The organism is Lutibacter sp., from assembly GCF_013139515.1.
Lineage (GTDB): Bacteria > Bacteroidota > Bacteroidia > Flavobacteriales > Flavobacteriaceae > Lutibacter.
This window is the reverse complement of record NZ_WTAR01000128.1, coordinates 12,347-33,893: the sequence shown is the minus strand read 5'-3', so window position 1 is coordinate 33,893 and position 21,547 is coordinate 12,347. Positions and strand designations below refer to the sequence as shown.

20 protein-coding genes are annotated in these 21,547 nt (G+C 28.3%); 8 read left to right on the top strand and 12 right to left on the bottom strand.

The features are described from left to right. From GQ540_RS11295 to GQ540_RS11285, 3 genes are all read right to left on the bottom strand, one after another. On the bottom strand, positions 1-601 hold a 601-nt coding region (locus tag GQ540_RS11295; protein WP_291801094.1), incomplete at its 3' end, for an NAD(P)(+) transhydrogenase (Re/Si-specific) subunit beta. Then, positions 601-909: an NAD(P) transhydrogenase subunit alpha gene (locus tag GQ540_RS11290; protein ID WP_291801092.1), complete on the bottom strand. Its 309-nt coding sequence runs from the start codon at positions 907-909 to the stop codon at positions 601-603. The genes GQ540_RS11295 and GQ540_RS11290, both read right to left, overlap by 1 nt. A gap of 12 nt (positions 910-921) precedes the next feature. Continuing rightward, positions 922-2,022, bottom strand: coding sequence for a Re/Si-specific NAD(P)(+) transhydrogenase subunit alpha (locus GQ540_RS11285; RefSeq protein WP_291801090.1), 1,101 nt, complete (start codon positions 2,020-2,022; stop codon positions 922-924). Positions 2,023-2,446: 424 nt separating this feature from the next. Here GQ540_RS11285 and GQ540_RS11280 point away from each other — a divergent pair, with 424 nt between their 5' ends. After that, the gene (locus tag GQ540_RS11280; protein ID WP_291801088.1) at positions 2,447-3,208 is read left to right on the top strand and encodes an MBL fold metallo-hydrolase; all 762 of its coding nucleotides are present in this window, start codon (positions 2,447-2,449) and stop codon (positions 3,206-3,208) included. A 4-nt stretch (positions 3,209-3,212) separates the two neighbouring features. Here GQ540_RS11280 and GQ540_RS11275 read toward each other — a convergent pair whose 3' ends face one another. The 6 genes from GQ540_RS11275 to GQ540_RS11250 all read right to left on the bottom strand — a co-directional run bounded on the left by GQ540_RS11275 (position 3,213) and on the right by GQ540_RS11250 (position 8,216). Beyond that, positions 3,213-3,908, bottom strand: a complete 696-nt coding sequence (locus GQ540_RS11275; protein ID WP_291801085.1) for an aspartate/glutamate racemase family protein — start codon at positions 3,906-3,908, stop codon at positions 3,213-3,215. Positions 3,909-3,923: 15 nt separating this feature from the next. After that, positions 3,924-5,198, bottom strand: coding sequence for a D-alanyl-D-alanine carboxypeptidase (locus tag GQ540_RS11270; protein ID WP_291801083.1), 1,275 nt, complete (start codon positions 5,196-5,198; stop codon positions 3,924-3,926). Positions 5,199-5,208: 10 nt separating this feature from the next. Next, a complete protein-coding gene (locus GQ540_RS11265; protein WP_291801081.1) occupies positions 5,209-6,045 on the bottom strand; it encodes an endonuclease/exonuclease/phosphatase family protein in 837 nt (278 codons plus the stop codon). Between the two features lie 108 nt (positions 6,046-6,153). Continuing rightward, the gene (locus tag GQ540_RS11260; protein WP_291801079.1) at positions 6,154-6,345 is read right to left on the bottom strand and encodes a cold shock domain-containing protein; all 192 of its coding nucleotides are present in this window, start codon (positions 6,343-6,345) and stop codon (positions 6,154-6,156) included. A 117-nt stretch (positions 6,346-6,462) separates the two neighbouring features. Continuing rightward, positions 6,463-6,975 carry a GNAT family N-acetyltransferase gene (locus tag GQ540_RS11255; RefSeq protein ID WP_291801077.1) on the bottom strand — a complete coding sequence of 171 codons (513 nt, stop codon included), beginning with the start codon at positions 6,973-6,975 and terminating at the stop codon, positions 6,463-6,465. 140 nt (positions 6,976-7,115) lie between these two features. Continuing rightward, positions 7,116-8,216, bottom strand: a complete 1,101-nt coding sequence (locus tag GQ540_RS11250; RefSeq protein WP_291801076.1) for a DUF2911 domain-containing protein — start codon at positions 8,214-8,216, stop codon at positions 7,116-7,118. Between the two features lie 178 nt (positions 8,217-8,394). Here GQ540_RS11250 and pheT point away from each other — a divergent pair, with 178 nt between their 5' ends. The 7 genes from pheT to GQ540_RS11215 all read left to right on the top strand — a co-directional run bounded on the left by pheT (position 8,395) and on the right by GQ540_RS11215 (position 15,838). Further along, entirely contained in the window at positions 8,395-10,821 is a 2,427-nt protein-coding gene (gene pheT / locus GQ540_RS11245; protein WP_291801073.1) for a phenylalanine--tRNA ligase subunit beta, read from the top strand. A gap of 76 nt (positions 10,822-10,897) precedes the next feature. Further along, positions 10,898-11,932, top strand: coding sequence for a quinone-dependent dihydroorotate dehydrogenase (locus tag GQ540_RS11240; RefSeq protein WP_291801071.1), 1,035 nt, complete (start codon positions 10,898-10,900; stop codon positions 11,930-11,932). Then, positions 11,933-12,550, top strand: a complete 618-nt coding sequence (locus tag GQ540_RS11235; protein ID WP_291801069.1) for a LysE family translocator — start codon at positions 11,933-11,935, stop codon at positions 12,548-12,550. It abuts the gene before it with no gap. A gap of 25 nt (positions 12,551-12,575) precedes the next feature. After that, positions 12,576-13,433 (top strand): hydroxymethylglutaryl-CoA lyase, encoded by an 858-nt coding sequence (locus tag GQ540_RS11230; RefSeq protein ID WP_291801066.1) that lies wholly within the window; start codon positions 12,576-12,578, stop codon positions 13,431-13,433. Positions 13,434-13,593: 160 nt separating this feature from the next. Next, positions 13,594-14,724 carry a hypothetical protein gene (locus tag GQ540_RS11225; RefSeq protein WP_291801064.1) on the top strand — a complete coding sequence of 377 codons (1,131 nt, stop codon included), beginning with the start codon at positions 13,594-13,596 and terminating at the stop codon, positions 14,722-14,724. Between the two features lie 95 nt (positions 14,725-14,819). Further along, positions 14,820-15,347: an FMN-binding protein gene (locus GQ540_RS11220; RefSeq protein WP_291801062.1), complete on the top strand. Its 528-nt coding sequence runs from the start codon at positions 14,820-14,822 to the stop codon at positions 15,345-15,347. Then, complete coding sequence (locus tag GQ540_RS11215) at positions 15,347-15,838, top strand: hypothetical protein (protein WP_291801060.1); 492 nt, start codon at positions 15,347-15,349, stop codon at positions 15,836-15,838. The genes GQ540_RS11220 and GQ540_RS11215 overlap by 1 nt, the downstream gene beginning before the upstream one ends. Before the next feature lie 86 nt (positions 15,839-15,924). On the opposite strand, the gene ccsA is transcribed toward GQ540_RS11215, so the two are convergent. Genes ccsA through GQ540_RS11200 form a run of 3 tightly spaced genes read right to left on the bottom strand, consistent with a single transcriptional unit; the run spans position 15,925 to position 21,537 of the window. Further along, a complete protein-coding gene (ccsA, locus tag GQ540_RS11210; protein WP_291801058.1) occupies positions 15,925-19,053 on the bottom strand; it encodes a cytochrome c biogenesis protein in 3,129 nt (1,042 codons plus the stop codon). 48 nt (positions 19,054-19,101) lie between these two features. Beyond that, positions 19,102-19,905, bottom strand: a complete 804-nt coding sequence (locus GQ540_RS11205; protein WP_291801055.1) for a GW dipeptide domain-containing protein — start codon at positions 19,903-19,905, stop codon at positions 19,102-19,104. Between the two features lie 3 nt (positions 19,906-19,908). Beyond that, positions 19,909-21,537, bottom strand: coding sequence for a hypothetical protein (locus GQ540_RS11200; protein WP_291801053.1), 1,629 nt, complete (start codon positions 21,535-21,537; stop codon positions 19,909-19,911). Positions 21,538-21,547: the final 10 nt, after the last annotated feature.

The window sequence follows — 21,547 nt, the reverse complement described above, 5'->3', positions numbered from 1 at the left end:
ATGAAGCAGCTAGTAAACCATAAATAAGAAGTGAACTATTTCCACCCATCATTACAATATAAGCTCCAAAAGCAATAAGACCTAAAAATAAGATATTATTAATTAGGTTATATTTAGGAAGTCTGATATCATTTAGAGAACCATTTAATTTGCCAAAGGCAACTAAACTTCCTGTAAAAGTGATGCTTCCAATAATAATAGCTGCAATTACTGTTGAAGTTTGCATTGCATCCCCAGTATTATTTCCATACTCAACTAAACCAATAAGCATAGCACTTGCACCACCAAAACCATTGAATAACGATACCAATTCAGGCATTTTAGTCATTTCAACTTTCATTGCTATTAACCAACCAATTATTGTTCCAACCAAAAGGGCAGCTCCAATTAATATATAATTGGTTAATGGAACTACAATAGTTACTATTTCACCATTTACACGCTTTTCAGGTATTAATATTGTACCAATTATAGCGACAACCATACCTACAGCGGCAATCAAGTTTCCTTTTTTAGCTGTTTCTGGGTGTCCTAGCATTTTTAAACCTATAACGAATGTTACGGTTGAAATCAAATAGATAATACTTAATGTTATACTCATTATTTTCTCTTTTTAAACATTTGTAACATACGGTCGGTTACGGCAAAACCACCAACAACATTTATAATTCCTAATACTACGGCAACAAAACCTAAACCTAATGAAAGGTAATCATTTGGGTCTGCTTGTAGCATTACTAGTAAAGCACCAACAATTACAACACCACTTAATGCGTTTGCTCCAGACATTAACGGAGTGTGTAGTACAGACGGTACATTTTTAATTAATTCTACACCAATAAATATCGCTAAAATCAGGATATATATTAATTCTAAATTATTGCTTATAAATTCTAATAATTCATTCATATTTATTCAGTTTTAGTTTTTTCTAATTTTTCCTTCGTGAACAATTAATGTTCCGTCAGTAATTTCTTCTTCTAACTCCCACTTAAACTTATTCTCTTCAGTTAAATGCAGTAAGAAATTGTACATGTTTTTTGCGTATAATTCACTAGCATTAGTTGATACACTTTCTGGAGCCATTGTAGTTCCAATAATTTTAACACCGTTTGTTATTACAGTTTCGCTCATTTTACTTAATTCACAGTTACCACCTTGTGCAGCTGCTAAATCAATAATAATAGCACCGTTTTTCATTTGAGAAACTTGTTCAGCTGAAATTAATACAGGTGCTTTACGTCCTGGTACCATTGCGGTTGTAATTACTAAATCTGCTTGAAATAATGATTTATTTACGGCTTCTTTTTGTCTACGCACATAATCTTCTGATGCTTCTTTTGCATAACCACCTTCAGATTCTTCACCTGTATTATCTACAGAAATAAATTTTGCTCCTAAAGACTCAGTTTGTTCTTTAGTTTCCATTCTAATATCAGTAGCTTCAACAACTGCACCTAAACGTTTTGCAGTTGCAATTGCTTGTAAACCTGCAACACCTACACCATAAATTAATACTCTTGAAGGGATAATGGTTCCTGCAGCTGTCATCATTAAAGGAAATATTTTGGTCATTTCGTTAGCTCCAGTAATTACAGCTTTATAACCAGCCAAGTTACTTTGTGAACTTAAAACATCCATATCTTGTGCTCTAGAAATTCTTGGCATTGCATCCATAGAAAATGCTGTTACACCAGTTGCAGCGATTGCTTCAATTAATTTAGGTTGTGATTTATAGTATAACTGACTCATTAAAATTTGGTCTTTATTAACTAATTTTAAATCATCATTATCAAATGGATTAATTTTTACTAATACATTTGATTCTTTAAAAATATCATTTCTCTTTTTTACAACAACACCTACTGAAGTAAAATCAGAATCTTTAAATGAAGATTTAGTACCTGCATCTTCTTCAACCAAAATTTCAAACCCTTTTCCAATAAGTTGTTTGGCAATATTTGGTGATATAGCAATACGCTTCTCACTTAATGGTGTCTCTTTTAATACGCCTATTTTCATATATTAATGGTTTTATTATGTATAAAATTATATAAATTATTTTTCTGATAAGAATTTCTATGAATTATAAAAAAAAGAAAACTAGCTTTAAGGCTAGTTTGGTACATATATATCATTCTTGTAAAAGACAAAACGCTCAAAATTATAAAAAATATAATATTGTTATTTGAGTCTATTATTGAAGATAAATAGTTATTCATTTTTTTAAAATAATTGCGTAAATATAAGTATTTATTAAAGGCTAAAAGTTGATATTAGTCACATTTTTTAGGAACTTATATTTTGTGTAATAATTATTACAATTATTTCATTAAAAGTTAAATTCAAATTAATTTGCAGCTATATTTAATTAACAATTGTTATTAGTTTTACCCTACCTAACCTATTTATTTTAGTTATACTTGTACTTTATCACATATAATAAATGAAAATTACATTTTTAGGTACAGGTACTTCGCAAGGTGTTCCTGTTATAAATAGCACACATCCGGTTTGTTTGTCTACTAATAAAAAAGACAAAAGATTGCGAGTTTCAATTTTGGTTGAATGGAATGATTTTACGTATGTTATAGATTGTGGTCCGGATTTTAGGTATCAAATGCTACGCGCTAAAGTTTCTAAAATTGATGGGGTTTTATTTACACATGAACATGCCGATCACACTGCCGGTTTAGATGATTTGCGCCCGTTTAGTTTTAGCTTAGGAGCTGTTCCAATTTATGCGCATAAAAGAGTTTTAAAGTATTTAACTACACGATTTGATTATATTTTAAACGACACTAATAAATATCCGGGAGCGCCAAGTGTTCAGCAAATTGAAATTAATAACAATCCTTTTTTATTAGGAAATTTGAAAGTAATTCCTATTGAAGTTGAACATGGAAAACTTACTATTTTTGGATTTAGATTTCAAAATTTTGCTTATTTAACAGATGTTAAAACAATTTTAGAAGAAGAGAAATTAAAACTAAAAAATTTAGATGTTTTAGTTATAAATGCTGTAAGAATTAGAGCACACCATTCTCATTTAAATTTAGATGAAGCATTACTTTTAATTGCAGAATTAAAACCTGAAAAAGCTTATTTAACACATATTAGTCAATATTTAGGTTTTCATGATGAAGTTGAAAAAATACTTCCAAAAAATGTGTATTTAGCTTATGATGAATTGGTGGTTGAAGTTTAAAATATTAATCTTTTAAAGCCCATTCTACTGCTTTTTCTGCATGAATTTTAGTTGTATTAAATATTGGAATAGTAACGTCTTTATCTGAAATAAGTAATGGAATTTCTGTACAGCCTAATATAATTCCTTGTGCTCCTCTTTTTTCTAAATTTTGAATGATGGTTTTATAAATCTCTCTTGAATCATTATTTATTTTACCATGAACTAATTCATTATAAATAATATTGTGTACTAATTGTCTTTCATTACTGGTAGGAATTAAAACTTCTATTCCAAAATCATTAATTAAGATTTGTTTATAAAAATCTTTTTCCATTGTAAATTTAGTGCCCAGCAAAGCAATTTTTGTAAGTTTATTCTTTGCAATTTCTTGAGCAGTAGCTTCGGCAATATGAAAAAAAGGAATTGAAATATTTTTTTGGATAGCATTACTGCATAAGTGCATTGTATTAGTACAAAGAATTATAATATCAGCTCCAGCTAATTCAAGTTGCTTTGCAGCAGTACTCATTAGTTCATCTAATACTTTCCAATTATTTTCGTGTTGCAATTTTTCTATTTCAGCAAAATCAACAGAGATCATAATACTTTTACAAGAGTGAAAACCACCTAAAACTTCTTTTACTTTTTTATTTATAAGCTCGTAATATACCAGCGAAGATTCCCAACTCATACCTCCAATTAACCCAATTGTTTTCATTATTTAAAAGTTTACTTAGTAGTTATTATAAATTAGTTTTAAAGTTTCATGAATAGTATTCTTAATTTTTGAAGTTGGTATTTGATAATGATTGTTCATATAGCTAAAAATAAGTACTGTCCCTTTTTTTGTAATTAAATAACCGCTTAAATTGTAATTATTTGATAATGATCCAGATTTAGCATGCACAAAAGGTTTGAGGTTTATAGTGTTTGTTTCATTACTAACAGGAAAGTAATTTAATAATTTTTGTAAAGTAATTTCATGAAACATTTTCTCTAATAAAAAAACAAAATCATTAGGTGAAAATAAATTATATCTAGACAATCCTGAACCATCAACCCAACGGGGTTTTTGAGGTAAATCTTCTAGGTAATTAGTTAAAGCATAGTTTATTGCTAATTTAACTGAATAAGAGTCGCTTACTTTTTTTCCAACTTGAAGTAATAATTGTTCTGCAATAAAATTATCACTTTCAATAAGCATTTTTTTATATAGCTCATCAGAAGTTACACTTTTTAACGTCTTAAAATTATATTTTTTTGAAGTTGAAATTAGTTTAATTTTTTTTTGAATTTCTTCACTTAATAATTTAGCAACTAATTGATTAGATGTTATAAAAGGGACAGTATTTATTTTTTCACTGTTTTTTTGAATGTAAAATATGTTTTTGGTGAATTCTCTTGTGGTTGAAACGGTATCTAAAACAAGTGTATTTTGTTTAAAGTAAGATGGAACTGACTTTTGTAAACTATCATTTACAGCGTGCTTTACTAAGTTTCCATACATAGGAAATAAACTTTTTTCAGGCATGTAGTAATATTGGTAATCATCCCAAGCCCAACCGCTTCCGAAGGAATTTTCATTAATGGTATCATCAATTAAATAAATACTATCTGTTTGCTTTTTTAAGAAGTCAATTATTTTAGAAGTTTCTAAACCATACAATAAAGAAGGATCGGCAGTACCTTTAATAAGAATGGAATCTTTAGTCTTATAGTACTCTAATCCTATTATTGAATCTTCAAGCGTTTTATATGCAGTGTAAAATGTAAATAATTTTGTGTTTGAAGCTGGTGTAAAATATTTAAATCCGTTGTAATTAATTAGTTCTTTTTTAGTTGTAGGATTATACAATACAAACCCTTTAAAAAATGAATTTTCTTTATCTGCTCGCTTAAAGTTTCGTTTAATTTTATGTGTAGTGCCACACGAATTTAAAAACATAACAACCAAAATAATACTAGTTATATTTAAAGCTTTTGATATGTTTTTTTTTAGGGTTAACATTAAACTATATTTAATTTTTAAGCTCTATAATAATGGGTAAATGGTCAGATATGTGCTTACTATTATCCAATAAATCATTGACATGAGTATAAGATAAAATAGTTAAATTTTTAGTAAAAAAATAATCAATTTTTCTAGTAACTTCATCTAAGCTAAAGCCGTTAAATGTTCCAATTGGCCCAATTAAAGTAGTTTTAGATATTTTTGAAGCATCATCTAATTCATTATTTAAAATAGTTATTGGTTGTTGGTTAGGAGTCATATTAAAATCGCCCATTAAAATAATAGGGTAGTTGTTGGTATTTAGCTGTTTAATTTTTCTTAAAATCAATTTTACAGAGTTTTCTCTTGCAACTTTCCCAATATGATCAAAATGAGTATTAAATACCCAAATTTTTTGTTTGGTTTTTAAATTTTCTAATAAACCATACGTGCAAATTCTATTTAAAGCAGCATCCCAACCAATTGAATTATTATTGGGTGTTTTAGATAACCAAAACGTATTATTTTGAAGTAATTTAAAAATGGTAGTGTCGTAAAAAATAGCTGAATATTCTCCTTTTTGTTCACCATCTCTTCCAATACCAAAATAATTGTGGTTTTTTAATGAAGTGTTCAAATACTCAACTTGATTAAATAACCCTTCTTGAATTCCAATTATTGGAGCGTTGTATTTATTTAAAAGTACTGCAATTTTATCCTTTCTATCTTGCCAGTTATTAATTGTATCCCAATTATTATCGTACCTAATATTGTAAGAAATTATTTTGGTTGATTGTGCTATTGAAATTAATGAAATGCTAAAAAAGCATAGAAATGTAATACAGGATTTTTTGCTTAAATTCATTTTATAAATATATAAGAATAGTTTCTTAAAAGGTACAATTATTAATACAAAAAAAGCCTATCAAATAATTGATAGGCTTCTGTTTTGAAAAAAGGTAATTAGTATATATTAAATTACTTTTACATTTACTGCGTTTAAGCCTTTTTTACCTTCTGTTAATTCGAATTCAACTTCATCACCTTCTCTTATTTCATCGATTAAACCAGAAATGTGTACAAAATGTTCTTTGTTTGAACCTTCTTCGCTGATAAATCCAAATCCTTTAGTTTCGTTGAAGAATTTTACTGTTCCTTTACTCATTATATTAGTATTAAAATTATATTAGTTGCAAATTTACGATTTATTATTAAATATTCATAATTTTTAATAAATTATATTTAAATATTTTTAGAATGTATCTTGTTGTAAATGAGTAGATTATACGTTTTTAATTTTCAAACCATAAATATAATGTCCGCAAATATGAGTTTTTAGCTCTATTACGTTCGGTAAATGTCCCAATTGTTTAAAATTGAATTTTGTTAAAAGTCCAATTGTAGAAGTGTTAATGTCTAAAAGAAAAGCTAATAAATTTTTTTTACCAATTCTTTCACAGTCTGTAATAACATAATTTAACAAAGCTGTTCCTATTCCTTTTTTATGAAAAGAATAGTTTACATAATAGCTTATTTCTGCTACTTTAGACATTGCTTTTCTGCCAGGTCGGTAGGGCGATATAGAACAAAATCCTACAACTTTTTTGTTCATTTTAGCAACGTAAAGAGGGTAATTGTTGTTGTCAAATTTATTAAACCATTCAATTCTATCGTTTAAGCAAAACTCCTCAGTATCACCAGTGGCACAATTAGATTTTATGGCTTGGTTATAAATAGTTACAATACTTGGTAAATCTTTTAAAGTTGCAAATTGTATTGTTATTTTAGAGTTCATGTTAAATTTAACATTTAAATTAAAGGCTTAGACACTGCAAATTAATAAAATTTAAAAATAAATAAAGGTAGTAACAATCACTAATTATTGTTACTACCTTTAAATTTAAGTTATATGAGTTGATCTTATTATTTTGAGAACTAAATTTTAACACCCAACTCCTGTAATAACTTTTCTGAATTTGCTTTTACAGCTGCTGATGGCTTTAATGATAATGCCTTTTTTAAATTTTTAATTGCATTCTTTTTATCTCCCATAGTTTTGTAAGCCTCTCCTAAACTATCAAAACTATTTGGATCTGTTGGATCGTTTTTAATATTCATTTTGAAGAATTTTAAAGCTAAATCATATTGTTTTTGAGTTAACATCTGATATCCCATAGCGTTCAATTGTCTCTTATTCGCTAATGAAGAAGCTTTATCTAAAAGTTCTAAAGATTCCTTTTGCTTATTCATTTTAGCTAAAATACGAGATTTAGTTAGGAGATTATTATAGTTTCTCTGACTGTAAAATTGCCCGCTAATAGATTTGTTTATCCAATTTAGAGCTTCGTCTAAGTCACCCCCATTGTTAAGTGTGTAATTTGCTGCTTGTCTCCAACTTTGATTTGAAAAACCTGGTGAGTTTTGTAATTCATTTTTTATGTTTTCTAGAACTAACTCATTTACGGCAACTTCAATTTTAAAAGGAATTTCTTTGGTGCTCCATTTTAAAGCAGCAGTTGTTGAGTTTGCAGTCACATCAATAAAATCGAATGTAAGTAATTCAGCATTGCTAATTTCATTAGATTTTACTGTAACTTTTAAAACGTCTTCTTCAGGTTTATAGAAAAAACTACCCCAAGCGGTTGAATTGCTTGAGAAAATTACTGTTACATCACCATTTTCAAAAGGAACCAAATGTAAACCATAGGTTCCAGCTTTTAGTGATTTTCCTTCAATGCTCACATCATTAGAAAATTTAATAACGGTATTTTCATTAGCTCCAGCACGCCAAGGAGATTCTTTAGCGGTCCCAAATCCTAAGTTATTCATTCCGTAAGGAACTAATTTTCCCCAAATTTCTCTTCCTTTTACACTTGGTCTTGAATAGGTAATTGAAATATCACTAATACCTACAGTTTGTGATACAGTTGCTTTTTGGCTTCCTCTAGGTAAAGTTAATTGAGCGTAAGAGCTTGTACTTACCATAAATAAAGTAGTAAATACAGCAATACCTAAAGTAAATTTAATGTTCTTCATGTTAAATAGTTTAAAGAGTTAGATTATTACGAGTTCAATACTACAATTATGTGTGTTGCAGATTTGTTAAAAAAAATATAATTGTGAAATCTTTAAGATTTTAAGCAAAAAAACTGTTGGTAATCAAAACAACTAACTTGGATTTTTTATCTTTGCAGTTCGTTTTAAAAAAAGAAGAATGAAAATATCATACAATTGGTTAAAACAATTTTTAAAAGTTGATTGGGAAGCTGATAAAACAGGAGAATTGTTAACTGATTTAGGTCTTGAAGTTGAAGGTATTGAAACTGTTGAATCTATAAAAGGAAGTTTAGAAGGTGTAATTGTTGGAAAAGTACTTACTTGTGTTCAACACCCTAATGCTGATAGGTTAAAAGTTACCACTGTAGATTTAGGAAATGGAACACCAGTTCAAATTGTTTGTGGAGCTCCAAATGTAGCAGTTGGGCAAACAGTACCCGTAGTAACAATTGGTGCCACTTTATATGATGATAAAGGAGAAGGTTTTAAAATTAAAAAAGGAAAAATTAGAGGCGAAGAAAGTCATGGAATGATTTGTGCCGAAGATGAGTTAGGATTAGGTAAAAGCCACGATGGAATTTTAGTTTTAGATGATGCGCTAGTTGCTGGGACTCTAGCTTCAGAAGTATTTAATATTGAGAAAGACCAAGTTTTTGAAATTGGATTAACACCAAATAGAGCTGATGCAATGAGCCATTTAGGCACTGCCCGTGATTTACGTGCAGGTTTATTACAACAAGGTGTTTCAGTAGAGTTAATTTCTCCAACAGTGAGTGAATTTCATGTTGATGATAGAACTTTAAAAATTGATGTTGAAGTTGAAGATATTGAAAAAGCACCTAGATATGCCGGAGTTACAATTTCAGGAATTACCGTAAAAGATTCTCCAGAATGGATTCAAAACAAATTAAAAGCTATTGGTTTAACACCAATAAATAATATTGTAGATGTTACCAATTACGTTCTACACAGTTTAGGGCAACCATTGCACGCATTTGATGCTGCTAAAGTAAAAGGAGGTAAAGTACTAGTTAAAACATTAGCCAAAGGAACAAAATTTACAACATTAGATGGTATTGAACGTGAATTGCACGAAGAAGATTTAATGATTTGTAATGGCAATGAAGACCCAATGTGTATTGCAGGTGTATTTGGAGGTTTAAATTCAGGTGTTACAGAAAACACAAGTTCAATATTTTTAGAAAGTGCTTATTTTAATCCGGTAGCAATTCGAAAAACAGCTAAAAGACACGCGCTAAATACCGATGCTTCTTTTAGGTTTGAAAGAGGAATTGACCCAAATATTACTAAATATGCCTTAAAAAGAGCAGCTAATTTAATTTTAGAAGTTGCTGGAGGTAAAATTTCTTCTGAAATTGTAGATATGTACCCTACAAAAATTGAAGATTTTCAAGTGTTTTTATCGTATGAAAAAATGGATCGTTTAATTGGTACTGAAATTCCAAGAGAAACAGTTAAAAATATATTAGCATCATTAGATATTAAATTTAATAGTGTTACTGATGGTGGAATTGGTTTAACAATTCCATCGTATAGAGTTGATGTTACAAGAGAAGCTGATGTTATTGAAGAGATTTTACGTGTGTATGGTTATAACAATGTTGAGTTTTCTCATAAGTTAAATACCTCAATTTCATTTTCTGAATTTGATGCCATAAAAATTGAAAACGTTGCTGCTAATCAGTTAATATCTCAAGGTTTTAATGAAACAATGGCTAATTCTTTAACAAAAGCCGATTATGTTTCTTTAACAGAAATGTTAAATTCAGAGCACAATGTAACCATGTTAAACCCTTTAAGTAGTGATTTGGGTGTAATGCGTCAATCATTGTTATTCAGCGGTTTAGAATCTGTTATTTATAATGTTAACAGAAAAAACAGTTCTTTAAAATTCTTTGAATTTGGTAAAACGTACCATAAGTTTGAAAGTGGTTATAGTGAACAAAAACATTTAACATTATTTGTTTCAGGAAATAGAGCTAAAGAGAGTTGGAAATTAACGCAACAAGTTTCAGATTTCTTTTATTTGAAAGGAATTGTACTAACATTGTTACAACGCTTAGGAATTAGTAATTTGAAAACTACACCAACTAAAAACGATGTTTTTTCAGAAGGTATTACGTTAAGCTTAGGGAAAATTAAGTTGGTAGATTTAGGCATTGTAAAACGTCCAATTTTGAAAGAATTTGGAATTAAACAAGAAGTTTTATTTGCAGATTTTAATTGGGAAAACGTATTAAAAGTAGGTGGAAAATCTAAAGTTAAAGTTAGTGAATTATCTAAATTTCAAGCTGTAAAAAGAGATTTTGCGTTGTTGTTAGATAACGAAGTTACTTTTAGTGAAATCTATAATTTAGCTTTTCAAGCAGAAAAAAACTTCTTAAAAGGTGTAGATTTATTTGATGTTTATGAAGGTGATAAATTAGAAGAAGGGAAAAAATCGTATGCAGTTAGTTTTTTAATTCAAGATGAAAATAAAACATTAAACGATAAGCAAATAGATAAAATAATGCAAAAACTGCAGCAAACATTTGAAAAAAATGTAGGTGCAACCTTGCGATAAAAACGTATGATTAATTTAAAGCCTTTAGAAATTTTTTCTAAAGGCTTTTTTTTTAATTTTGCACAAACCTATTTCAATGTATAAAAGCTGTATTCGTCCACTATTTTTTCTTTTCGATCCTGAGAAAATTCATCATTTTACTTTTTCATTCCTGAAAATTGTATCTAAAATGCCTGGTGTTCCATTTATTTTTAGAAGTTTATATCAGATTAATGATAAAAAATTAGAGCGTAATTTATTTGGGCTTAATTTTAAGAACCCAGTTGGTTTGGCTGCAGGATTCGATAAAAATGCTGTGTTGTATAATGAATTAGCAAATTTTGGTTTCGGTTTTATTGAAATTGGGACAGTTACTCCAAAAGCACAAGAAGGAAATCCTAAGAAAAGAATCTTTAGATTAAAAACTGATAATGGTTTAATTAATAGAATGGGCTTTAATAATAATGGTTTAGAATCAGCTATTGAAAAATTAAAAGAAAATAAGGGAAAAGTACTTATAGGAGGTAATATTGGGAAAAACACGGCTACAATGCCGGATAATTATACAGAAGATTATATTTATTGTTTCACAGAATTACACCCGTATGTAGATTATTTTGTGCTAAATGTAAGTTGTCCAAATGTGAGCAGTCATGCTAAATTGAACGATAAAGAGTATTTATTAGAATTAATTTCTGAAGTTCAAAAAGTGAATAAAATTTTTAGTAAACAAAAACCAATATTGTTAAAAATTGCACCAGATTTAAATACAGCTCAATTAGATGAAATTATAGATTTAGTTGCTGAAACCAATATTGAAGGTGTTATAGCTTCAAATACTTCTATAAATAGAGCCAATTTAATTGCTTCCGAAGAAAAATTGACTAAAATTGGTAATGGAGGTTTAAGTGGTAGACCAATTAAAGATAGAAGCACACAAGTCATAAAATATTTAGCAGACACTTCTAATAAAGCATTTCCAATAATTGGAGTGGGAGGTATTCATTCTGCTGGAGATGCATTAGAAAAAATAGAAGCAGGAGCAGATTTAGTTCAAATTTATACAGGTTTTATTTATGAAGGACCTTCATTAATTAAAAAAATTAATAAAGCAATTTTATCAAAAAAATAAATGAATTACGAAACCCTTATATCATTTCTAGGTGCTTCGCTGCTCTTAACAATAATGCCAGGGCCTGATCTTATTTATGTGTTGGTACAAAGTATTACTAACGGTAAAAAGTATGGAATTGTTACTGGTTTTGGGTTGGTTACTGGTATTTTAATTCATACTACTTTAGTGGCTTTTGGAGTTTCTGCGATTTTAAAAACCTCTGAAAATTTATTTTTTATTATTAAATTATTTGGTGCACTTTATTTAGTGTATTTAGCGTATCAAACATTTATTTCTAATGAGAAAATCTTGTTAAATGCTAAGGCAGAAAAAAAAGGATTGCTAAAATTGTACAAGCAAGGCTTTATTATGAATGTTTTAAACCCTAAAGTTTCTATTTTCTTTTTAGCCTTTTTCCCGGGTTTTTTATATAGTACTACTCAAAATACTATTGTTCAGTTTTATGTGTTAGGATTTATTTTTATACTTCAGTCACTAATAATTTTCACCATAGTTTCAACACTTTCGGGTAAATTTTCAAACTATTTGAAACAACATCCAACATTTAATAAAAGATTAAAATGGGTGAAAATTTTTGTTTTTATTGCTATGGCAGTTTTCATACTCTTTTTTTAGTAGGATATTGTATATTTGAGCTAAGATGCAACACGTAAAAATTATAGAATGCCCAAGAGATGCTATGCAAGGCATTAAATCACATTTTATACCTACAGAAGCCAAAGCCCAATATATTAATGCTTTATTAAGAGTAGGTTTTGATACGATAGATTTTGGAAGTTTTGTTTCGCCAAAAGCAATTCCGCAAATGCGTGATACTGCTGAAGTACTTTCTAAATTAGATTTAAGTAAAACTGAAAGTAAATTATTAGCCATTGTTGCAAATATTAGAGGTGCTGAAGATGCTTCAAAGTTTGAAGAAATTGATTATTTAGGCTATCCTTTTTCAATTTCTGAGAATTTTCAAATGCGAAATACAGGAAAAACTATTGCAGAATCTATTTTAATTTTAGATGAATTGTTAAACATTTCTGTAAAAAAAAATAAAGAAGTTGTTGCGTATTTATCAATGGGTTTTGGAAATCCGTATGGAGATCCTTGGAATGTTGAAATTGTATCAAAATGGACTGAGAAACTTTCAAAAATGGGAGTTAAAATCCTATCATTATCTGATACTGTTGGAAGTTCAACACCAGAAATTATTACACAACTTTTCTCGAATTTAATACCTGCATATTCTCATATCGAGTTTGGTGCACATTTACATACTACACCCACAACTTGGTTTGAAAAGGTTGACGCTGCATATAAAGCTGGTTGTAATAGGTTTGATGGTGCAATAAAAGGGTATGGTGGTTGCCCAATGGCAAAAGATGATTTAACAGGTAATATGCCAACCGAAAAATTGATTTCTTACTTCACTCAACAAAAAGTTTCAACCAATATTCAAGCTATGAGCTTTGAAAGTGCCTATAATGAAGCTTTAAAGATATTTAGCTAAACTTCACGTTTTCAATTACATAATTAAACTGCTTTTTTGTAAAAGATGATATAAGTCATACTATTTATAATTATTCTAAATAAACCTTTTGTAATTAAAGTTACTTATATACTTTTGTGCATTATTAAGAATAAGTCTAAATAAAAATAAGCAATTAAAAATGAAAAATATAAGATTAATTTTAGCAGCAGTATTGGTAAGTTTTATTGGGTATTCCCAAGAAAATTTAACAAATGAAACCAAACAAGAAGACCAAGGAATATTGAGTAATAAAGTTACTATTGGCGGTTATGCACAAATAGATTATAACGAGCCAGATGGTTCTAAAGTTGGAAAACTAGATGTTCATAGAATGGTATTTCTTTTTGGATATAAATTCAATGAAAAAGTAAGTTTTGTAAGTGAAATAGAATATGAGCATGTACAAGAAGTTTTTGTAGAACAAGCTTATTTAAAATACAAAGCTTCAGAAAATATGAACGTCTTAGCAGGTTTAATGTTAGTGCCAATGGGTATTATTAATGAATTTCATGAACCACCAACTTTTTACGGTGTAGAACGTCCAAACGTTGATAATTATATAGTGCCAACAACTTGGAGAGAGTTGGGTGTTGGTATTTCAGGGAAATTTGACAATGTCTCTTTAAAATATCAGGCGTATGTATTTAATGGTTTTAAATCTTATATTGATGGCGCAGGAGTATTAAGAGGAAGTGATGGTTTAAGAAAAGGACGTCAAAAAGGAACAGAGTCTGTAGTAAGTTCTCCAAATTTCTCAGCGAAGTTAGATTATTATGGAATTTCGGGACTTCGATTAGGTTTGTCGGGTTATTTTGGTAAAACACAAACTGATGATACATCAATTGAAGCATCTACAGTTGGTGTTTCAATGATTGGAATAGATGCTAGGTATAAATACAATAATTTAGAATTAAGAGGGCAGTATATAAATACAAGTCTTTCTGATACAGAAGATTACAATACATTAACTGGGAAAGATTTAGGTTCTAAAATGAACGGTTTGTATGCTGAAATTGCTTATGGATTTGATTTAAAAGGGGAAGAAAAATTAACACCTTTTTTACGTTATGAAAAGCACAATACACATGCAGAAACTGAAGGTAGTTTGATTGCAAATGAAGCGTACGACAGAAATGAATTAATTTTTGGATTGAATTATAAAGTGGCTGAAGGTGCCGCTTTTAAAATGGATTATCAATTAATGAATAATGCAATTTCAGGAAGCGATACAACAAAGCAATTTAATGCAGGTGTTGCAATTTGGTTCTAAGTTATTTAATTAAAATAATTATTAAATATATTGAGTTTGTTGGTTTGCAAAAAATCAACAAACTCAATATCAGTAAAAAATAATATGGTTGAAGTATGAGAAAAATAGTATTTATAAGCACTTTATTTTTAATAGTAACAAGTTTTACTACTACTTCAAAAAGAGTTGATGTACTTATTCAAAAAGAAATTAAAACTGTTTTTAACATAGAAAATTACACGACACATCCAATTGCTATTTCAAAAGAGGTGCAAGAATTAATACCTCTTAAAATTACAGAAACTAATTTCTTTAAAATTAAGAGTGATGATAACTTTTTAGGCTATTATTATTTAGGCAAAGCGTATGGTAAAGCTGATTATTTCGACTTTATTGTTATTTTTGATAAAGACTTAATAGTTTCAAAGGTTAAAATATTGGTTTATAGAGAAGATCACGGAGGAGAAGTAGGCAGTAAGCGTTGGTTGAAGCAATTTATTGGAACAACTAAAGAACAGCAACTTAAATATCAAAAAGATATAGCCGCTATTTCTGGTGCAACAATATCAGCCAAGTCAATGACAAATGAGGTGAATAAATTATTAAAGACTATTGGTATTTTGAATAACAAACAACAATTATAATGCAAATACACGGATTGATACATCAATTTCCTAAAGAAATAAAATTAGTAATTTTTATTTTTATGATTACACTTAGTGTAGGGTTTTATGGTGGTTTAAGTTTTGTGAATAACACAACTTCTATGCAACCTTCGGGTGTTGAATCTAATTATTTAGGAAATGAAAATGATGAAGATGCCGACGTAATGAAATTCAAAAAAAGTAAACGAGAAATTTTAACCATTGTTCACAATCACATACTTTCATTATCTGTAATCTTCTTTTTACTTTCTCTAATCTTATCAACCACTTCAATTAATAAAAAGTTAAAATATTTTTTAATGGTTGAACCTTTTCTATCAGTATTATTAACTTTTGGCGGTATTTACTTACTATGGAGCGGTGTGTTATGGTTTAAATATATTATTATATTTTCAGGAATTTTAATGACATTTACCTTCGTATTAGCTACATTTTTAATAGTGTACCAACTTTTATTTTCTAAAAAATAATAATATAATTGTATTGAATTCTTCAAAATAAAAAGACTCTCAAAACTTATTTAGTATTTGAGAGTCTTTTTAATATAAATTTAAACCTAATTAAGGTTAAATTTTTTCTTTCTAAAATAAGCCACAACACTTAAAATTGCGATTACAGCAACAAAAATATAAACCCAGCTAGGAATTGCTATTGGATCACCACTAGCATAAGAATGCAAACCTGATAAATAGTAATTTACACCATAATAGGTCATAATAACTGAAGCTAAACCAAATATGGTGGCAACATTATATGAAAATAAGCCAAATAATTTTGGAATAATTCTCATGTGTAAAATAAAAGCGTACACAAGTATTGTTACTAGTGCCCAAGTTTCTTTAGCATCCCAACCCCAATATCTTCCCCAAGATTCATTTGCCCAAACACCGCCTAGATAAGTACCAATACTTACCATAAATAAACCTCCAATTAAAGTTAGCTCACTTATATAAGACATTTCTTTAATAATTCGTGTAATTCTATCTTTATTAGATGTAGTTAAAAATAACATAAGTATTAGGTTAATTAATCCAATAATAGCACCTAACATTAAAAATCCATAACTACCAGCTTCCAAAGAAACATGAATGGTTAACCAATAAGATTTTAGTACAGGTACCAATGGTGTGATTTCTGGATCTAAAAAACTTAACATGGAAACTAATAATATTACTGAAGCTAAAACCATAGTTGCGGTTAAACCACCAAACGATTTTCTAGTAAATAAAATTCCTGCGAGGGTAGAAGTCCAAGCAATATAAATCATAGATTCATATCCATTACTCCAAGGTGCTCTTCCAGAAACATACCATCTTAAACCTAATCCAATTGTATGAAATACAAAACCAATTACAACTAAAGAAAATAAAATTTTATAAGCTAATTTTAGATTTAAATTTGGTTTGAAAACCGATAAAAATAAAAAGAATAAGAAAGCCATTCCAAGCAAAATGTACAATAATGCTAAACGGTTGAAAACATTGGAATTATTTAATAAAATTTCAGCATTTATTTTTGATGCTGAAGGCATAATAGCTCCTCCTTTATTAATTTGATATTCTTTAAGTTCATCAATAAGATTGTTAGCAGCACTGTAATTATTGCTGTGCATTGCCTCTTCAATAATAGTTGCGTATGAACTAAAAAATTTATCAGCTACCTTGCTTTGCCCATTTGCATGGTTATGGTTATTACCTGCGCTGTGATTTGATAACCACGTATTATTTACATCATTAGTATCAGGAATAATTTTTAATAAACTTCCGGAAAACAACATACTTAAAATATTAACTTTTTCATCAATTTTTAAGAGTTCTTTTTCAAAAACACCTCTGTCAACAGGTTTTAGGTTATAAACATTTCGTACTTCATCTTTTAGTTTATACTCCCCGTTTTTAGCAAAAAAATCTTTATAAGAAACATATAAACCTGTAACCCCCAATTTTTTTTGTATGTTTTCATGTTTGCCTAGTTTTATAATATTAACATCATACCATTCGTTACTATTCATAAACATACTTAGTACAATTTGGTCTGAGCTTAATCCATACAAACTTTCTTTTCTAGCTAATTTCCTTAATATTTCACTAGTTAACGTGTGAACAGGTTTCATTCTTCCTCTAAAATCTTGAACAACAAGTTTACTAAATTTGTTTGCGTGATTTATATCAATAATATGGGTTACATTTAAATCTTCTTTTTGCAATTGAGCAAATGAAATTGTTGAAGAAAATAGTAGCCCTATTACTAAAATAAGAGTGGTATTATTAGCTCTCATTTTTTTAAGTTTTTGAATAACTTGATAAAACCTTGTTTTTTTACTGAAAAATGTAAGAAGCATTCCTATTGTGAGTAAAATATAGCCTGCATATGTAATTAAAGTTCCCCAATAATCGTTATTAACACTTAAATAAGTTCCTTTTTCATCTTTATCAAAAGATGACTGAAAAAACCGATAGCCGTTATAATCTAAAATGTTATTCATAAATATTCTGAAATCTTTTTTAACATCGTTTTTAGAGTCAATCAATTGAACTTCGCTGGCGTAAGATGAAGCACTATTTGTACCAGGATATTTATCTAAAATAAATTTGTTTAATTTTATATAGAATGGTAAAACCATTTTTTTTGTTCCATAAGTTGCGGATAAACTCAAATTATCAAAATTAAGAACTTGAGCTCTACCAGGAGAACCTTTTTGACCGTATAAATAAGTTTCTTGTGATTTTCCATTTACAGAAATATCTACAAGAAGTGCAGTTACACTTTCACTTTTTACTTTAGGATTTTCAGAATTAATAGTAATTTCACTGTTTTTATTAAATTCGGGCAGTACAAAATTATTTGATCCATCAGAATATAAAGAGCGTAACATTAACGGTTTGTAATTATTAGAAGGGTATATGGTGTCTTTTTTTTGAGTACCCATTACCATTTGAGTGAACGCTTTATTTGTTTTAAAAAATAAAGAATCATTTTTATAAAGAATATTAATAGCTTCTGGTACTTCGGCTTCAGTAAAATTATACAATAAATTTCCAAACCTTTTTCTGTCTCCTTTGCTTAAAAAATATTCTTCTCTACCATTCATTCCGGCAACCACAATTTTTAAAGTTGGTTTACCATCTAAACCTTTAGTAAAACTTTGCTTTGGGTTTGGAATGAATTTTTTTACGGTAACGTCAATTAAATCATTATCAATTAAATAAGATTCGTGCCAATTGTTATTTCCTAATGTTGCAAAAAGAACTTCTTCATTAAAATTGAACGTTTTATCACCTTTAATAACTTTAAATTTTAGAAAAGTGGTAGAAGATAAAAAACTGTTTGAAGTATCATTTTCTCTAATATGCATCATCCCTTCAAAACCAAGATAACGAGTGATACCTGCTCCAAGAAAGATTAAAATAATAGCTCCATGAAATAGAATTAAAGGCCATTTTTTTTGCTTTACCATTTTAAATTTAATGATATTTACTACAATAGAAATGCTAAATAACAACAGCAAAAGTTCAAACCACCAAGCTTTAAAAATTACTTTTTGGGCTGAACTTGTTCCAAAATCATTTTCAACAAATGTAGCAATACCTATTGCTGCCGCGAAAATTAATATATACATACCTGCAGCTCTTGTATTAAAAAGTGCAGCTGAGAATTTTGTGATTATTGCTAAAAATTTCTTCATAAAATTATTGTTATTTGGTAAGTTAGTCTTCGTTTTTTAGTTTAAATTTTACTGTGGAAGAATAATTCCATTTTCTAAAATTAAATCATATTTGTAGCCAGCACCAAAATCTTTGTTTAAAGTAACCGTTGCTTTTATAGTAACTATTTTTCCTTCAGGAACAAAAGTGTCTGATGTTATTACCAAATCAAAGTCATCTTTACTACCATCTTTTAAATGCATCCAGTTTTTATTCATAATATTTGGATTAGATTTTACACAAACACCACTTATTTGAATAGTTTTTCCCTCATATTTAGTTGGATTTGCAACTAATTCAGAAATTTTCATGGAGCCTTTAACTTCAATTTTTTCAGAAATAGTTTTAATTGGAACCGATGTTGGCTTTACAGTTTTCTTTTTTGACGTAACACTCTTGTTGATATTTGAACTTGTTGAATGATTAGCAGTAACTAAACTACCCGATATTAAATATATTTTTTTAAAAACTTGGTTAAGCTCTTTATTTTCATAATTAGTTTTAAGTAAACCACCTTTAAAATAATAAGTTTCATCAATAGTAACATCCATAGTTCTTGTTGCTATCCAAAATTGTTCATTATTTTCAGTAACATTTAAATATACATATTTTGATGCTTGAAGAATCTCATTTATTTTTACTGTATGAAATTTATCAGAAAAAGAAGAATTAGTAATTGGTTGATTCGAGTTTTCTTCTGAAAAAATACCACTACTATTTTCAGAATTTGAAGTGCTTGTTGTAGCTTCTATTATCTTTGGACCATTGTTGCAGGCTGATGTAATTAGTACTATAAAAGTAATTTTTAACGTGTTTTTAATGAATGAAACCATAAGTTATTTTTTTCTTTTTTTGTTGTTAAAACGTTTTACAATTGATGCGTTTATTCTATAATTATTTGTTGGATCACTACTTGTTGAAAGTTCGCCAAATACATTAAATTTTAAATTTTTGTTAACTCTTAATGAAAGGTTTGTACCATAATAATTTTGTTTGAATTTTGTGTTATTATTAAAATAATTATAATCAACTATTCTAAAATAAAAATCTGCACTTAATTTATTCCTAATTAATTCTCGTGAATGTCTAATAGATAAAATATTGCTTTCTAAGTAGTTAGATGTATTTTTATTGTAATTAAATGAAAGCCGTCCACCAATAGTTGGAATTTTAGATAGACTAGCATATCCATTTATATTATCAGATTTACTTTGAGTAGAGCTTTGAAATCTTTTGCTATAACTAAAACCTGTACTTAAAAATTTTGAAGGTTTTAAATTCACTCTAAATCGTACACCTTGTCTAGCTTCATTATCATCTAAAAGGCGTTCAATATCAGTTTTATAAGTTTCATAATACAAAATTCTTTTTCTGGAATCGTATGAAATCATTAAATTAAATTTTCTCGAAAATCGATATCTAGCTGAAATATATAAATTTGATAAATCAATACTGTTTTTAGCAATACTATCTACCTTATTGTATAAATCAAATTCCATAGAAGAAAACAAATTTAATTTTTTAAGTATTGTGCTTGAGTGTTGAAAATAAGCATATCTTCTATCAATTTCTCCATTATTAGTTTGTTGAAGTACACCCAACGTAGTTTGTGAATATAAATTTGGGGTGTTTATGCTTCTACCAATATATCCACCATATTCAAAAAGATTTGAATTAAAATTGTAGTCGTTAATATCTGGTCTAAATCCAGCAATTGCACCTACATAATTTTTTCCAAAAAACTTTTCAACCTGTAAACCATCAATAGCTCCTAATGAAGAAGTTTTAGTATTAATTTTTCTCCCAATAACTAAAGATAAAGTTGGATCAACATCGTATTTTAGAGCGAAATTATAAATATTAAAAGTATTTTTTGGTTGATAACTTGAAGTATCTTTTGGTTGAATATATTGTCTATAATTTAAATACGTGTTAAATGAAAATTTAGAATTGTTTATATTTTTAGCATCCATAGAAAATCGATACATCATTTTATGCCTGTCATTTCCTGTATTTGAAAAAGTACTATAACTTGATGCTGACAATTTGCCTCTTATTTTCTCCGGGTTTTTAATAATAGGGTTCTCTTTTTCAACTTGTTTATCAATTGATTTTTTTACAATACCAGAAGTGTTTTTAACTTCTTTTTGTGCATTTTTAATAATTGTTGGTATGTGGTAATTAAAATAAATAGCATCACCTTTATTTACTTCACAACCAAAAAGAGGTTTACAAACAATTGATTTTGAAGATTTATTTTGAACTAACAAACAAGCTTTTTTCTGGTTTAAAAATTTTAAAGTATCCCCAATTTTAATATGCTCTGTAGTTTCAAACTTTACATACACATTTTTTGAAGTAACAAAAGAAACTTTTCCAGTAACTAAATTACTTGTATTTTGACCGGCTATTTTTGAACATAGCAGTGTCAAAGAGATTATTGTAAATATAAATTTTAGTTTCATAGTTTTAGGT

Coding starts and splice junctions, on each gene's coding strand:
- GQ540_RS11230 (WP_291801066.1), top strand. CDS start 12,576: ATGCAACACGTAAAAATTATAGAATGCCCAAGAGATGCTATGCAAGGC.
- GQ540_RS11290 (WP_291801092.1), bottom strand. CDS start 909: ATGAATGAATTATTAGAATTTATAAGCAATAATTTAGAATTAATATAT.
- GQ540_RS11240 (WP_291801071.1), top strand. CDS start 10,898: ATGTATAAAAGCTGTATTCGTCCACTATTTTTTCTTTTCGATCCTGAG.
- ccsA (WP_291801058.1), bottom strand. CDS start 19,053: ATGAAGAAATTTTTAGCAATAATCACAAAATTCTCAGCTGCACTTTTT.
- GQ540_RS11275 (WP_291801085.1), bottom strand. CDS start 3,908: ATGAAAACAATTGGGTTAATTGGAGGTATGAGTTGGGAATCTTCGCTG.
- pheT (WP_291801073.1), top strand. CDS start 8,395: ATGAAAATATCATACAATTGGTTAAAACAATTTTTAAAAGTTGATTGG.
- GQ540_RS11265 (WP_291801081.1), bottom strand. CDS start 6,045: ATGAATTTAAGCAAAAAATCCTGTATTACATTTCTATGCTTTTTTAGC.
- GQ540_RS11215 (WP_291801060.1), top strand. CDS start 15,347: ATGCAAATACACGGATTGATACATCAATTTCCTAAAGAAATAAAATTA.
- GQ540_RS11260 (WP_291801079.1), bottom strand. CDS start 6,345: ATGAGTAAAGGAACAGTAAAATTCTTCAACGAAACTAAAGGATTTGGA.
- GQ540_RS11280 (WP_291801088.1), top strand. CDS start 2,447: ATGAAAATTACATTTTTAGGTACAGGTACTTCGCAAGGTGTTCCTGTT.
- GQ540_RS11200 (WP_291801053.1), bottom strand. CDS start 21,537: ATGAAACTAAAATTTATATTTACAATAATCTCTTTGACACTGCTATGT.
- GQ540_RS11220 (WP_291801062.1), top strand. CDS start 14,820: ATGAGAAAAATAGTATTTATAAGCACTTTATTTTTAATAGTAACAAGT.
- GQ540_RS11250 (WP_291801076.1), bottom strand. CDS start 8,216: ATGAAGAACATTAAATTTACTTTAGGTATTGCTGTATTTACTACTTTA.
- GQ540_RS11285 (WP_291801090.1), bottom strand. CDS start 2,022: ATGAAAATAGGCGTATTAAAAGAGACACCATTAAGTGAGAAGCGTATT.
- GQ540_RS11255 (WP_291801077.1), bottom strand. CDS start 6,975: ATGAACTCTAAAATAACAATACAATTTGCAACTTTAAAAGATTTACCA.
- GQ540_RS11270 (WP_291801083.1), bottom strand. CDS start 5,198: ATGTTAACCCTAAAAAAAAACATATCAAAAGCTTTAAATATAACTAGT.
- GQ540_RS11205 (WP_291801055.1), bottom strand. CDS start 19,905: ATGGTTTCATTCATTAAAAACACGTTAAAAATTACTTTTATAGTACTA.
- GQ540_RS11235 (WP_291801069.1), top strand. CDS start 11,933: ATGAATTACGAAACCCTTATATCATTTCTAGGTGCTTCGCTGCTCTTA.
- GQ540_RS11225 (WP_291801064.1), top strand. CDS start 13,594: ATGAAAAATATAAGATTAATTTTAGCAGCAGTATTGGTAAGTTTTATT.